The 14,018-nt window shown below is 66.8% G+C and carries 11 protein-coding genes and 2 pseudogenes; 6 read left to right on the top strand and 7 right to left on the bottom strand.

The features are described from left to right. Window positions 1-68 precede the first annotated feature (68 nt). Window positions 69-1,646 (top strand): FadD7 family fatty acid--CoA ligase, encoded by a 1,578-nt coding sequence (locus AWC25_RS19525; protein ID WP_085167307.1) that lies wholly within the window; start codon window positions 69-71, stop codon window positions 1,644-1,646. Window positions 1,647-1,680: 34 nt separating this feature from the next. On the opposite strand, the gene AWC25_RS19520 is transcribed toward AWC25_RS19525, so the two are convergent. From AWC25_RS19520 to AWC25_RS19510, 3 genes are all read right to left on the bottom strand, one after another. Then, entirely contained in the window at window positions 1,681-2,151 is a 471-nt protein-coding gene (locus AWC25_RS19520; RefSeq protein ID WP_069402417.1) for a DUF2231 domain-containing protein, read from the bottom strand. Window positions 2,152-2,202: 51 nt separating this feature from the next. Beyond that, the gene (locus AWC25_RS19515) at window positions 2,203-4,374 is read right to left on the bottom strand and encodes an elongation factor G-like protein EF-G2 (protein ID WP_085167306.1); all 2,172 of its coding nucleotides are present in this window, start codon (window positions 4,372-4,374) and stop codon (window positions 2,203-2,205) included. Window positions 4,375-4,493: 119 nt separating this feature from the next. Next, entirely contained in the window at window positions 4,494-4,919 is a 426-nt protein-coding gene (locus tag AWC25_RS19510; protein WP_069402415.1) for a TIGR03668 family PPOX class F420-dependent oxidoreductase, read from the bottom strand. Between the two features lie 148 nt (window positions 4,920-5,067). Between AWC25_RS19510 and AWC25_RS19505 the strand changes: the two genes are divergently transcribed. The 5 genes and pseudogenes from AWC25_RS19505 (at window position 5,068) to AWC25_RS19490 (ending at window position 10,193) form a co-directional block, all read left to right on the top strand. After that, window positions 5,068-6,150 carry a S1C family serine protease gene (locus AWC25_RS19505; RefSeq protein WP_069402414.1) on the top strand — a complete coding sequence of 361 codons (1,083 nt, stop codon included), beginning with the start codon at window positions 5,068-5,070 and terminating at the stop codon, window positions 6,148-6,150. A 110-nt stretch (window positions 6,151-6,260) separates the two neighbouring features. Continuing rightward, window positions 6,261-8,042 (top strand): maltose alpha-D-glucosyltransferase, encoded by a 1,782-nt coding sequence (gene treS / locus AWC25_RS19500; RefSeq protein WP_069402438.1) that lies wholly within the window; start codon window positions 6,261-6,263, stop codon window positions 8,040-8,042. Between the two features lie 5 nt (window positions 8,043-8,047). Continuing rightward, window positions 8,048-8,122, top strand: a pseudogene (locus AWC25_RS27525) (16S rRNA (guanine(966)-N(2))-methyltransferase RsmD); the annotation flags it as partial. Then, complete coding sequence (locus AWC25_RS19495) at window positions 8,119-9,471, top strand: maltokinase N-terminal cap-like domain-containing protein (protein ID WP_085167305.1); 1,353 nt, start codon at window positions 8,119-8,121, stop codon at window positions 9,469-9,471. The pseudogene AWC25_RS27525 and the gene AWC25_RS19495, both read left to right, overlap by 4 nt. Window positions 9,472-9,512: 41 nt before the next feature. Continuing rightward, the gene (locus AWC25_RS19490) at window positions 9,513-10,193 is read left to right on the top strand and encodes a YoaK family protein (protein WP_085167304.1); all 681 of its coding nucleotides are present in this window, start codon (window positions 9,513-9,515) and stop codon (window positions 10,191-10,193) included. 218 nt (window positions 10,194-10,411) lie between these two features. Here AWC25_RS19490 and AWC25_RS19485 read toward each other — a convergent pair. From AWC25_RS19485 to AWC25_RS19470, 4 genes and pseudogenes are all read right to left on the bottom strand, one after another. Further along, window positions 10,412-11,559 (bottom strand): annotated as a pseudogene (locus tag AWC25_RS19485) (Rv2629 family ribosome hibernation factor). 440 nt (window positions 11,560-11,999) lie between these two features. After that, window positions 12,000-12,266 carry a hypothetical protein gene (locus AWC25_RS19480; protein WP_198166722.1) on the bottom strand — a complete coding sequence of 89 codons (267 nt, stop codon included), beginning with the start codon at window positions 12,264-12,266 and terminating at the stop codon, window positions 12,000-12,002. 361 nt (window positions 12,267-12,627) lie between these two features. Next, window positions 12,628-13,443 (bottom strand): IS21-like element helper ATPase IstB, encoded by an 816-nt coding sequence (gene istB / locus AWC25_RS19475; RefSeq protein WP_085167303.1) that lies wholly within the window; start codon window positions 13,441-13,443, stop codon window positions 12,628-12,630. Continuing rightward, window positions 13,440-14,018: Mu transposase domain-containing protein (locus AWC25_RS19470; protein WP_142278954.1), on the bottom strand; the 579-nt coding region annotated here is incomplete at its 5' end. The genes istB and AWC25_RS19470, both read right to left, overlap by 4 nt.

Genomic DNA, 14,018 nt, shown 5'->3' with positions numbered 1-14,018 from the left:
AGTCAAGTCCGCATCAACTCTGCAATCACGAGTTGTCGCACGAGCGAGGAGGCGGAAGGATCACGGCGATGTCTGACTCGATGACCCACCTTTCGGCAGCCGAATTGGCCGGCGAAGCGCCAAGCGTCGCCGACCTGGTCGCCGCGGTGGCCGGTCGCGCGCCGGAGAAGACCGCACTCGTTGTCACTTCCGAGCGCATTCCGGTGAGCTACGGCGTGCTGACCCGGCTGGTCGACGAGCTGGCCGAACAGCTCACCGAGGCCGGGCTGCGGCCCGGCGACCGGGTGGCGCTGCGATCCGGTAGCAACGCCGAATTCGTCGTCGCGCTGCTGGCCGCCTCGCGTGCGAAGCTGATTGCCGTTCCGCTCGACCCGGCCTTGCCGATCGGCGATCAACGTGCCCGCACCGAGGTCGCGGGGGCGAGCGTGGTGCTCGTCGACAGCGAAGGCCCTAGCGATGACCAGGACCCGGGGGTGGAGTGGTGGCCGTTGGCGGTGACGGTCGGCGACGGTGCCGCCTCGGTGCAACTGAACGCCGCAACGCCGCCCAACCGCGCGGTGTCGACGCCCCAGGGGCTGCACGACGACGATGCGATGATCATGTTCACCGGCGGTACCACCGGCACCCCGAAGATGGTGCCCTGGACGCACACGAACATCGCCGGCTCGGTGCGGGCCATCATCGCCGCCTATCAATTGGGGCCCGGGGACGCGACGGTCGCGGTGATGCCCCTCTACCACGGCCACGGTCTGGTGGCCGCGCTGCTGTCAACGCTGGCATCCGGTGGCACGCTCGCGTTGCCCGCCCGCGGAAAGTTCTCGGCGCACACCTTCTGGGACGACATCGGCGCCGTCAAGGCCACCTGGTACACGGCGGTGCCCACGATCCACCAGATCCTGTTGGAACGGGCCAAGAGCGGGCAATCCGGTGCCCAACACGCCGCGCTGCGTTTCATCCGCAGCTGCAGCGCGCCGCTGACCCCGGAAACTGCCCGGGCGTTGCAGGACACGTTCGGCGCGACGGTGGTGTGCGCGTTCGGCATGACCGAGGGCACCCACCAAGTCGCCACCACCGGCATCGACGCACTCGAAAACCCAGCCGAGACAACGGGTCTCGTCGGAAAGTCGACCGGTCCGGAGATTCGCGTCGCAACCCCCGACGGTGCGCCGCTGGCCGCCGACGCCACCGGTGAGGTGTGGCTGCGCGGCCCGACCGTGGTGCGCGGTTACCTGGGTGACCCGGCGATCACCGCCGCCAACTTCACCGACGGCTGGTTACGCACCGGCGATCTCGGTTCCCTGTCGGCCGCGGGCGACCTGCGGATCCGGGGCCGCATCAAGGAACTGATCAACCGCGGCGGGGAGAAGATCTCGCCGGAGCGCGTCGAGGGCGTGTTGGCGAGCCACCCCGATGTGCTCGAAGTTGCCGTGTTCGGGCGGCCGGACAAGATGTACGGCGAGACGGTGGCCGCGGCGATCGTCGCTCGGGACTCGACGTCGCTGGACCCCGAGCAGCTCACCGAATTCTGCCGCGAACGGTTGGCGCCCTACGAGGTGCCCGCGACGTTCCTGCAGACCAGCTCACTGCCGCACACCGCGAAGGGATCGCTGGACCGCCGAGCCGTGACCGAGCAGTTCGCCGGCTGATACCACCCGCGAAGATCGCTTGTACGGCAAGCGATTACGGGGACGAAGAGGCCACGCTGCCCCATGCGGCCCGGGCGCCAGAATCGCCGATGCGGTAAGTCTGCACCAGGGTCGCCACCGCGGCCGTCACCACCAGCACGCCGACCAGGATGTGCAGCGGCACTTTGACGGTGTCGCCACGCTGCTGACGAACATGGATGACGGCCAAGACTGCCACGGTCGCGGCCAGCGCGGCGACGATGTAGACGAGCGTTTCGCCGAGCTGTTCGTGGCGGGTCAGGATGGGCGCCGTGCCCACCCGCGCGGCGAGCCACGCGCCCGAGTTCTCGGTCAGCGGCGTCAAGACGAGGGTGGCGACGGCCAGGGCCACCACCACCCAGATCAGCCGCCGCCGCACCGTCGGCCACAACGCGCAGGGAATCGCCAGGATCGCCGTCAGCGGACCCAGGACGACGACGAAATGATTCAGCAGGATATGTGCGGGCAGTCCGTTGAACGTCGACATGATCGAATTAGGGATCCAATCTGGCTGGCTCGCAGGTGCTTTCGAACGACCTCAAACACTAGCCGTCATCTTGGTCGCCGCGTTCTCGGGCATCGGCTCATACCGGGCGAATGACCGGGTAAACGACGCGGCCCCATGCGCCAGTGAGCGCAAATCGATCGCGTACCGGGTCAACTCGATCTGGGGCACCTCCGCCCGCACCACTGTGCGGTCTTGGCCGGCGGTGTCGGTGCCCAGCACCCGGCCGCGCCGACCCGACAGGTCACCCATTACCGCGCCCACGAAATCGTCGGGCACCAGCACCGAAATCTCGTCGATCGGCTCGAGCAGGGTGACCTTGGTCGCGGCCGCCGCCTCGCGCAGCGCCAGGGAGCCGGCCATCTGAAACGCGAAGTCCGACGAGTCCACGCTGTGGGCCTTGCCGTCGAGCAGCGTGACCCGGATGTCGACCACCGGATAGCCGGCGTGTACGCCCTTCTCCATTTGCGTCCGGACGCCCTTCTCCACGCTCGGAATGAATTGCCGCGGCACCGCGCCGCCGACCACCTTGTCGACGAACTGAAAGCCGGTGCCCTCGGGCAGCGGCTCGACCTCGATGTCACACGCCGCGTACTGGCCGTGCCCGCCGGACTGCTTGACGTGGCGGCCGTGGCCTTTGGCCTTGCCGGCGAACGTCTCCCGCAGCGGAACGCGCAAGTCCACGGTGTCCACCGTGACGCCGTACCGGTTGGCCAACGCCTCGAGCACCACCCCGGCGTGGGCCTCACCCATGCACCACAGCACGATCTGGTGTGTTTCCTGGTTCTGCTCGATCCGCAGCGTCGGGTCCTCGGCGGCCAGCCGGCCCAGCCCCGCCGAGAGCTTGTCCTCGTCGGTCTTGGCATGCGCCGCAATGGCGATCGGCAGCAACGGCTCCGGCATGGCCCACGGTTTGAGCACCAGCGGCTCGGCCTTGTCGGAGAGCGTGTCGCCGGTCTCGGCGCGGCTCAGCTTGCCGATGGCGCAGATATCGCCGGCCACGACTTCCGGCGCGGGGCGTTGTTGCTTGCCCAGCGGGAACGACAGCACCCCGATCCGCTCGTCCTCGTCGTGATCGGGATGGATGTTGGCGCTGCCCGGCTGCCCGTTGCCGAAGAAGGACGAAAAATGGCCCGACACATGCACCGTCGTGTCGGGCCTGATGGTCCCGGAGAACACCCGGACCAGGCTGACCCTGCCGACGTAGGGGTCCGACGTCGTCTTCACCACCTCGGCCAGCAGGGGTGCTTGGGCGTCGCAGGCCAGCTCCGCGTGCGGGGCGCCGTGCGGGGTGAAGACCTCCGGGAGCGGATGTTCCATCGGCGACGGGAAACCACGGGTGGCGACCTCGAGCAGTTCCAGGGTGCCGACCCCGGTTCCACTGCACACCGGGATGACCGGGAAGAACGAGCCGCGCGCCACGGAGCGCTCCAAGTCGTCGATCAGCACGGACTCGTCGATCGACGCGCCGCCGAGATACCGCTCCATCAGAGATTCGTCCTCGGACTCCTCGATGATCCCCTCGATCAGCGCGCCGCGTGCCTGCGCGATCCGGTCGGCGTCGGCGGGATCGGGCGGCTCGATGGTGCGCCGACCGTCGGAATACCGGTAGCGCTGCTGCGACAACAGGCCGATCAGCCCGGCGCAGTTGTTTTCAGAGGTCGGCAGGTAGAGCGGTAAAACCTTGTCGCCGAAGGCATGCTGCGCGGCCGCTAGGGCTTGCAGGTAGTTCGCCCGGGCGTGGTCGAGCTTGGTGATGACCACCGCGCGGGACATCCCCACCTGGTTGCATTCCTGCCACAGCGACTTGGTCGGTTCGTCAATACCGTCGCAGCCTTCGTTGGCTGCGATCACGAACAGCGCGCAGTCCGCCGCGCGCAGGCCGGCCCGCAGCTCGCCGACGAAGTCGGCGTATCCGGGCGTGTCGATCAGATTGACCTTGATGCCGCCGTGCGCCAGGGAGGCGACCGCGACGCCCACCGACCGCTGCTGGCGGATTTCGGAGTCGTCGTAGTCGCAGATGGTGCTGCCCTCGGTGACCGAGCCCGGTCTGGTCAGCACCCCACCCGCCACCAGCAGGGCCTCCACCAGCGTCGTCTTGCCGCCGCCGGAGGGACCCACCAGCACGATGTTGCGGACGTCGCCGGGACGGTTCGCGGTGGGGGCGGCTCCGGCGCCCGGGGAATTGTTTGCCTTGTCCGCCATGACCTTCCTCCAAGTTCATCTGGCCGACCGATGTGTCGTGGCTCACAGCACGTACAGGCAACCTTTCTCCCAACGGACGCCCAACACAAGGCCGCAATCGCGACCCCGGCAGCAGCCGGTCAGGCGTGCCAGCTGGACCACCGTCGCACGGTGATCGCGATGACCGGCCCGTTCAGCGAAACCTCTTGGTACTGAGGGTATTTGGCGCGAAGGAGCCGATACCCGGTGTGCACCGGAGCGCCGTCGTGATGAATCGCCGCCACACCGTCGACCCGCACCCACCACAGCTGCGTCCAGTCGTCGGCGTAATGGTCGACCAGCAGGCTGATTTGAGCGTTGCTCGCGATGTTGGCCAGCCGACGTAGCTGCAGCGTGCTTTTCGGCTTGGCGTCGACCGCGGTGTACACCACCTCGTCCCCCGCGCCGGCATCCTCGGCGAGGGCGAACACGACGGGCACCAGGTGCGGTCTGCCGTCCGGCGTACTGGTGGCCAGCCGAGCCACCGGGGCTCGGGTGAAGCTGGTTTTGGGGTCGAATTCGCCCACCGTGCCAGCTTAGGGCCGCAATGACGGGCCGCCATTTTGTACGGCCGGAACCGGCTGCCTGCATTACGGTGAGGTACACATACGCTGTGCGGCCCAGATATCAAGGCTGGGCCGCTTATGATTCGGACCCCGACGCAGGAGGTACGGGATGGGCAAATGGCACCACCGCTCGGTCTGGTGGTCACGGTTGGCCGGTTTGCTGGCTGTGCTCGGACTGGGCCTGGGCCTGACCCTGAGCCCGACGGGGGTCCCGGCCGGCGCCGCGCCGCCGAACCTGGCGTTGGACCGCCACGCGGATGCGCCGATGTTCCCGCTCGACGCCGCCGCGATCGCCGCTCAAGTAGGACCGCAGCTCGTCAACATCAACACCAGGTTCGGCTACAACAGCGCGGTCGGGGCCGGCACCGGCATTGTCATCGACCCGGGCGGTGTCGTCCTGACCAACAACCACGTGATCTCGGCCGCCACCGACATCAGCGCCTTCGACGTCGGCAACGGTCAGACCTACGGCGTCGACGTCATCGGCTACTCCCGCAGCGCCGACATCGCGGTGCTGCAGCTGCGAGGAGCCGGTGGCCTGCCCGCCGCCGCGATCGGGGGCGGCGTCGCCGTCGGCGAGCCGGTCGTCGCGCTCGGCAACACCCACGGCCAGGGCGGCGCGCCCAGCGTCATCCCCGGCCGTGTCGTCGCGCTCAACCAGACCGTGTCGGCCAACGACACCCTCACCGGCGCAGACGAGACGCTGGGCGGGTTGATCCAGGCCGACACCGCGATCAAGCCCGGCGACTCCGGCGGACCGTTGGTAAACATGGCCGGACAGGTGGTCGGGGTGGACACGGCCGCGACCGACAGTTACAAGATGTCCGGCGGTCAGGGCTTCGCCATTCCGATCGGCCGCGCGATGAGCGTCGCCAACCAGATCCGATCCGGCGCCGCCTCCAACACCGTGCACATCGGGCCCACCGCGTTTCTCGGCCTCGGGGTGGCCGACAACGGCGGCAACGGGGCGCGGGTGCAGCGCGTGGTCGAGGGAGGTCCGGCCGCGGGCAGCGGAATCGGGCCCGGGGACGTCATCACCGGGGTCGACAACGTGGCGATCAACGGCCCCACCGCGATGACCGACGTGATGGTCCCGCATCACCCCGGCGACGTCATCACGCTGCGCTGGCAATCGGCGCAGGGCGGCGAGCGCACCGCGCCCGTGACGCTGGGCGACGGGCCGCCGGCCTGATCCCGATCGCGCGGAATGCCTGATCGGCGGTCAATTCGGTTGCCGCCGCAGCGGATTAGCTGTGTGATTCCCCGCTGCCCGGCTCGGGTACACGTGGCATCGTGGACTTGATGAACGACGCAACCTCTGACCCTGGAGCCGTTGAACACGATCCCGCGGAGGGCAGTCACGTCGAGGGGGGCGTCGTCGAGCACCCCAACGCGGAGGATTTCGAGAACGCGGCCGCGCTGCCCGCGGACCCGACGTGGTTCAAACACGCCGTCTTCTACGAGGTGCTGGTGCGGGCGTTTTTGGACGGCAACGCCGACGGGTCCGGTGACCTGCGCGGGCTGATGCAACGCCTCGACTATCTGCAGTGGCTCGGCATCGACTGCATCTGGCTGCCGCCCTTCTACGACTCACCGCTGCGCGACGGTGGGTACGACATCCGGGATTTCTACAAGGTGCTGCCCGAGTTCGGCACCGTCGAGGATTTCGTCGCGCTGCTCGACGCCGCCCACGAACGCGGGATCCGCGTCATCACCGACCTGGTGATGAACCACACCTCGGAATCGCATCCGTGGTTTCAGGAGTCCCGCCACGACCCCGACGGGCCGTACGGCGACTTCTACGTGTGGAGCGACACCAGCGAGAAGTACGGCGACGCCCGCATCATCTTCATCGACACCGAGGAGTCGAACTGGACGTTCGATTCGGTCCGCAAGCAGTTCTACTGGCACCGGTTTTTCTCCCATCAGCCGGACTTGAACTACGACAACCCCGCCGTGCAGGAGGCGATGATCGACGTCCTGCGGTTCTGGCTGGACCTCGGCATCGACGGATTCCGGCTAGACGCGGTCCCGTACCTCTTCGAGAGGGAGGGCACCAACTGCGAGAACCTGCCGGAGACCCACGCGTTCCTCAAGCAGGTCCGTAAGGTCGTCGACGACGAGTACCCGGGCCGGGTGCTGCTGGCCGAGGCCAATCAGTGGCCCGCCGACGTCGTCGAATACTTCGGCGACCCCAGCACCGGCGGCGACGAATGTCACATGGCGTTCCATTTCCCGCTGATGCCGCGCATCTTCATGGCGGTCCGGCGCGAGTCGCGCTTCCCGATCTCGGAGATCCTGGCGCAGACCCCGCAAATCCCGGAGCTGGCGCAGTGGGGCATCTTCCTGCGCAACCACGACGAGTTGACCCTGGAAATGGTCACCGACGAAGAGCGCGACTATATGTACTCCGAGTACGCCAAGGACCCGCGGATGAAGGCCAACGTCGGGATCCGCCGCCGGCTGGCTCCGCTGCTGGAAAACGACCGCAACCAGATCGAGCTGTTCACCGCGCTGCTGCTGTCGCTGCCCGGGTCGCCGGTGCTGTACTACGGCGACGAGATTGGCATGGGCGACGTCATCTGGCTGGGTGATCGGGACGGGGTGCGCACCCCGATGCAGTGGACACCGGACCGCAACGCGGGTTTCTCCAAGGCCAATCCCGGTCGGCTGTATCTGCCGCCGAGCCAGGACCCCGTCTACGGCTATCAGGCCGTCAACGTCGAGGCACAGCGGGACACCTCGACGTCACTGCTCAACTTCACCCGGGTGATGCTGTCGGTGCGCCGCCGGCACGAGGCGTTCGCCATCGGTTCGTTCGAGGAGCTCGGCGGGTCTAATCCGTCGGTGTTGGCCTTCCTGCGGGAAGCGCCGGGCGGCGGCGACATCGTGCTATGCGTTAACAATCTGTCACGATTCCCGCAGCCGATCGAGCTGAGCCTGCAGCATTGGAGCGGCTACACGCCCATCGAGCTGACCGGGCAAGTGGAGTTCCCGCGGATCGGACACCTGCCCTATCTGCTGACACTGCCGGGACATGGCTTCTACTGGTTCCAGCTGTGCGCATCGGAGGAGAATGCATGACGACTCGCGCCCGTGACGATGCAGTGGGGGTACCTCCCGCTTGCGGGGGACGAAGCGATGAGGAGGAGGGGCGCCGATGACCCAGTCAGCCAAGCTGCCGTGGATCGATTGGCTGCCGCAACAGCGTTGGTACGCCGGGCGTAACCGCGAACTAATCAGCGCCGAACCCGCACTCGTCGTTCCGCTGCGCGACAACCTCGAACTCGTCCTCGTCGACGCCAATTACCTCAGTGGCCCGTCCGAGCGCTATCAGGTGCTGGTCGGGTGGGACGCGGAGCCGGTCACCGAGTACAACACGGTGGCCACCATCGGCGCCGCCGACGATCGGACCGGCTACGACGCGCTGTACGGCGTCGACGGCCCGCGGTTCTTGCTGTCGCTGATCGACGGGTCCGCCGACCGGGAGGCCGCCGGCACCCGGGTGGTGTTCCGTAAGGAACCGGACGTCACGCTGCCGCTGGACGCGGAGCCGCGCGTCGCCGACGCCGAGCAGTCGAACACCAGCGTGATCTTCGACCGATCGGCCATCTTCAAGGTGTTTCGGCGGGTCAGCAGCGGGATCAACCCCGACATCGAGTTGAACCGAGTCCTCGGGCGGGCCGGCAACCCGAACGTGGCCCGACTGCTGGGCACCTACGAGATCGCCGGGACCGACGGCGCCGAGGACACGGCGTGGCCGTTGGGCATGGTCACCGAATTCGCGGCCACCGCCGCCGAAGGCTGGGCCATGGCCACGGCCAGCGTGCGCGACCTGTTCGCCGAGGGCGACCTGTACGCCCATGAGGTCGGCGGCGATTTCGCCGGGGAGTCCTATCGACTCGGCGAGGCGGTCGCGTCGGTGCATGCGACGCTCGCCGAAGTTCTCGGCACGGCGCAGGTGCCCTTCCCGGTGGACACCATGTTGGCGCGGGCGGCCTCCGCCGTCGCGCAGGTTCCCGAGCTGGCGGCGCACGCGGACACGATCGAGGAGCGTTTCCAGAAGCTGTCGGGCGAGACGATCACGGTCCAGCGGGTGCACGGCGATCTGCATCTGGGGCAGGTGCTGCGCACCCCGGAGAGCTGGTTGCTGATCGACTTCGAGGGGGAGCCCGGCCAGCCGCTGCAGGAGCGACGGGCCCCGGACTCGCCGCTGCGTGACGTGGCCGGGGTGTTGCGGTCGTTCGAATACGCCGCATACGGACCGTTGGTGGACCACGAGGGGGACAAGCAGCTGGCGGCCCGCGCACGGGAATGGGTCGAGCGCAATCGCGCCGCCTTCTGCGACGGCTACGCGGCCGCGTCGGAAATCGACCCACGCGATTCGGCAGCGCTGCTGGCCGCCTACGAGCTCGACAAGGCCGTCTACGAAGCCGGCTACGAGGCGCGGCACCGGCCGAGTTGGCTGCCGATCCCGCTGCGGGCCATCACCCGGCTGACCGGAGCCTCGTGACAGGCCGCGCGCCTGCGGCCGAGCTTTGAAAGCATGTGCGCGTGGCGAATGAGATTTTCGACAGTGAGGCCCGACTGTCCTGGGTGCTGGCCGGGCTGGCCGGCATCCTGGGGGCGACTGCGTTCACCCACTCGGAGGGATACTTCGTCACCTTCATGACGGGCAATGCCCAACGGGCGATGCTGGGGTTCTTCCGCCACGACGTGCTGCTGTCGATTTCGGCGGGCGTGCTGATGCTGTGCTTTCTCACCGGAGTCGTGGTCGCCTCGGTGTGCCGGCGCCGGTTCTGGGCGGCGCATCCGCACGGCCCGACGGTGCTGACGACTTTCAGCCTGATCGCGGCCACCGTGCTCGACGTGGTCAGCGAGGGCTGGCGGGAGAACATGCTCGATTTCGCGCCGATCATGCTGATGGTGTTCGGTGTGGGTGCGTTGAACACCTCGTTCGTCAAGGACGGCGAGGTCTCGGTGCCGCTGAGCTATGTCACCGGCACGCTGGTGAAGATGGGCCAGGGCATCGAACGGCACCTCGCCGACGGCACGGCCGCGGATTGGCTGGGTTACTTTCTGCTGCTGTCCAGCTTCATGCTCGGGGCGACGGTCGGCGGCTGCATCAGCTTCGTCGTCAACGGCACCTGGATGCTGGTGGTCGCGTCGGGGGTGTGCGCGGCCACCACCGCCATCACGTATCTGCACCTGGACCGGCGGGCCGTCCTCGACTAGCGCCTCCTGCGTTCCCCGTCAGGGCTTGAATGGCGTTTAAGTCCGGGCGGTCAACGTGATCCGGCGTGCCTGTTACGGTGCTGGACGATTGGTGATGCGCTAGTCGCACGTGCGGTGCCGAGTCCAACGAAGCCGTCGCGGCGCCAGGCTTTGCGGTGAGTTTAGCCCGGATCGCCACGCCGGTTGACTTCCAAGCGAGTCAGCTGGATTCGTGGTTGCTAGGTATGAGCGATTGGTCCGGCGTGCGAGTCGTTGGCAGTCTTCTCAAGGGTGGAGTAGCGCAGTAGCGCCCCAATCCCGTCTTCGGGCGCGATGCGGTGGTCGGCTCGCGCCAAAGAGGCGCCAATTGCGATGGCCGTGAAAGGTAGCGCCTCGTCGGCCCTTGCAACGAGTCTCACCGGTTCGCCGAATTCTGACAGTGCATCGGCGTTGGGCGCGATTGCGGTGAGCGCTTGCCGACGACCACGGTGGCATCACCAAGTTCACCGATGATCAGCGTGTCGACATCGCCGGAACGCAACGCCGCGCATACCGCCGCGAGCCCTTCGGCCGCCAGCCCCGACCCGCAGCCAATTTCGGCTTCAAACCGATCGGCAACGTCCATTCTTTCGCTACTGCGCCGTCGATCGAATTCCGCCGAAATAGTCTCGCGGACCTGCTTCTCGTCGATACCGGTCTTGCGTGAACCGGCGTGCAGCTGCGTCAGCCGCCGCGTTACTCGGTCCGGTAGTTCAGAAATCAAGCTCGCGCGGGAACGGACCTCACCGCACACGAACACCGCTCCGGGATCCACCTCGTCGACCAGCCGCGTAAGCTCGGCCGCGACCACACGGCAATTCACACGGATGGCTTCCTCAATCTCGTGTTCGAAGCTGCCATAACCGTTCCAGCCGGCAGTGGCCGGCTTGTGTACTGGGTAGCCGGCGCCCTCGATACTGGTGGAGGTGATGCTGCCAGCCCGGAACAAGGTGATGTCGGCGCCGGTGTGATCGACCGCGGCGAACACGTAGGTCGGTCGCTGCTGCGTCTCGAGTTCGATCAACGGGGTGATGTAGGGGTAATCCGATAACCGAACCACCGTGGCCTGGGGTGGGCTGATCAGATGCTCGTTGAGTAACACCCGCCCGTTGGTCGCGATCACCGCGCGGCCAGCTCGGCCGACGGCCGGCCGAAAGTGCCGCACGGCTTCCTCGAGCTTGTCAAGGATTTGCATGCTCGCGCCCAGATCCACGAAACGCTTCCGGATCTCGCACCATTTCGCGTCGAGCTGCTCGGCCGCGTTTGCGGTGTCGTGTGAATCGTCGAAATACACCGAGGCGAACGGGCCTTCTGCTGTTACCAGCCACTTGAATCGTTCCGATCTCATGCCCTGCCTCCGCGGCTTTGTCGGTTGTTTGCGGTGGTTCCACCGTACGAAGCGGGACGCAGGCACAACGAGAGCCATTAGCCCCTCGATAGGGGTCTTAGGTCCCAGTAAGGGCGACCTCGGTTTCCGACAGGGCGAGGGTCGAAGGGGCATGGGCAAACTCGGGACTCGGGCCCAAACGTCAACCGATCGATTCCTCGCTGTGTCACGAGCAGGTTGTTTCTGGATGGAGCCGGCTTTTCGGGCGGGCTATACCGTGCGTAGCTGTTGCCATCCGTTCGATCGCGTCAGGCTACTGACCTGGCGCCGCCTTCCTTGATCGCGGCTGGCAGATGCTTTAGTCTGCCTTCGCATCCGCCGAACTCCGCACTCGGACAGGATCTTTCGTCGCTCCATTGCGGCCGGCCAGTCCGATCGGCGATGGCCAGTGCGGCGTCGATTCATTCACTGTGCTTTTCCGAGTGGCCGGCGCTTCGCACGACGCTGCGGACGAACTCGATCTGCGTGGTGACTAGTTCGTCCGCCAAGTCCAGGGCGGCGTCGACAACGGTCTTGCGCCGCGACTGCTCGGGCAGGACAGGGCTGATCTGGTCGACAAACTTACGGACGGCGTCGGTAGCCTGTTTGCGTCCGACCTCTACCGATGCCAGCACGTCGTCGGAAAGCTCGGCCCAGCGTGGCGCGGGTTTCTGCGGTGCCTGCGTCATTGTCAGTCTCCTCGTACTCGGCGATATCGGCACCTCTTGGCCCAATGAATTTCGGGCCTTGTGGCGACGCTCCCACGTTAGGACTGCCGACTCACCGGCACGAGTGACCAAAGTCCCCTCTCGATCCGGTCATTCGTCCCAGCTCAGTCCCCCGCAGATCTGTGGTTGTGGGTCAAGGACTTTCATACCCTTTGCGGGACGACGGTCCCTAACGTGCGGAGCCGCTGAGGCATAGCGTGTCGCCATGACAGCTACCATCAGCATCGATCATCGATGACAGGATGATTTTGACGGAAGTACCTGTCAACGGCGGCCGAAAATTGACCCCTTTTCGACGGTTGAAAATTGGCCCCCTTGGTGTTCATTCTTCGGTGGTTGATCCCGGGACTCGCCCGAGGTCGCGGTCTTTGATGCGGTAGGAGTCGCCCTTGAGGGCGATGACCTCGGGGTGGTGGACCAGGCGGTCGATCATGGCGGCGGCCACGACGTCGTCGCCGAACACTTCACCCCAGCGCCCGAACGGTTTGTTCGACGTCACGATCAGGCTGGCGCGCTCGTAGCGGGAAGACACCAGCTGGAAGAATAGGTTGGCGGCTTCGGGCTCGAAGGGGATGTAGCCGACTTCGTCGACGACGAGCAGGGGGTAGCGGCCCAGCCGGACGAGTTCTTGTTGAAGGCGTCCGGCGTGGTGGGCCTCGGCCAGTCTTGCGACCCATTCGGAGGCGGTGGCGAACAGCACCCGGTGGCCGGCCTGGCAGGCTCGGATCGCTATACCGATCGCCAAGTGGGTCTTGCCCGTGCCCGGCGGGCCGAGGAATACGACGTTGTCGCGGGCGGTGACGAAGTCCAGGGTGCCCAGATGCGCGATCAGGTCGTGTTTGAGCCCACGAGCGTGGTCGAAGTCGAACTCTTCCAAGGACTTCCGGGATGGGAAGCGGGCTGCGCGGATGCGGCCCTCACCGCCGTGTGACTCGCGGGCGGAGACCTCGCGCTGCAGACAGGCGACGAGGAATTCCTCGTGGGTCCACGATTCGGTGCGGGCCCGATCAGCCAATCTGGCCACTGCTTCGCGCATCGTGGGTGCTTTCAAGGCGCGGGTCAGGAAGCTGATCTCGGCGGTCAGGTCGCGGTTGCTCGACGAGGCGGCAGCGGTCCGGGTGGCTTTGGTGGTGGTCATGAGGCGAACCCGTCTTCGCCGAGGTCGATACCCAACGCCGCGTCATAGTCGCTGAGGGTGCGCTGCTCGACGCTGATCTGGGCCTCGGATTCACGCACTGGGCGCAGTGCGCCGATGCGGTTGCGGCGCAGCATGTTCGCCGCCTGCCGATGCTCGGCGTCGGTAATGGTTTGATGCCAGGCCCCCACCCGCTCGTGATCGGCCACGGTCTGGCCGTCGCAGAACACCCGCACCCGGTCCAGATCAGCGAGGACTTCGATGCGCCGGCCGATCACGCTCGGGTGCACCGAGTAGTCATTGGAGTCCAACCGGATGTAGTGATCGCGCGCCAACCGCGTCGTGCTGCGCCAGCCCACTGCTGGTGGCACCGGCGGCAAGGTGAGCATCGCTTGGCGGTCCGCGCCGATCCGGTCGGTCGGGGCGCAGCCCAGCACGCGGCGGGTGCGCCCGTTGACCAGCGTCAGCCATTGTTGGAGTTGGTGATTGAAATCCCCAGGGCCAGTGAAGGTTCGGCCGGGCAGAAACGACCGCTCCAGATAGTCATGGGCGCGTTCGATGATGCCCTTGTGCTCCGG

The organism is Mycobacterium sherrisii, from assembly GCF_002102355.1.
Taxonomy (GTDB): Bacteria; Actinomycetota; Actinomycetes; order Mycobacteriales; family Mycobacteriaceae; genus Mycobacterium; species Mycobacterium sherrisii.
The sequence above is the reverse complement of the archived record's forward strand: the minus strand, read 5'-3'. Positions and strand labels throughout refer to the sequence as shown.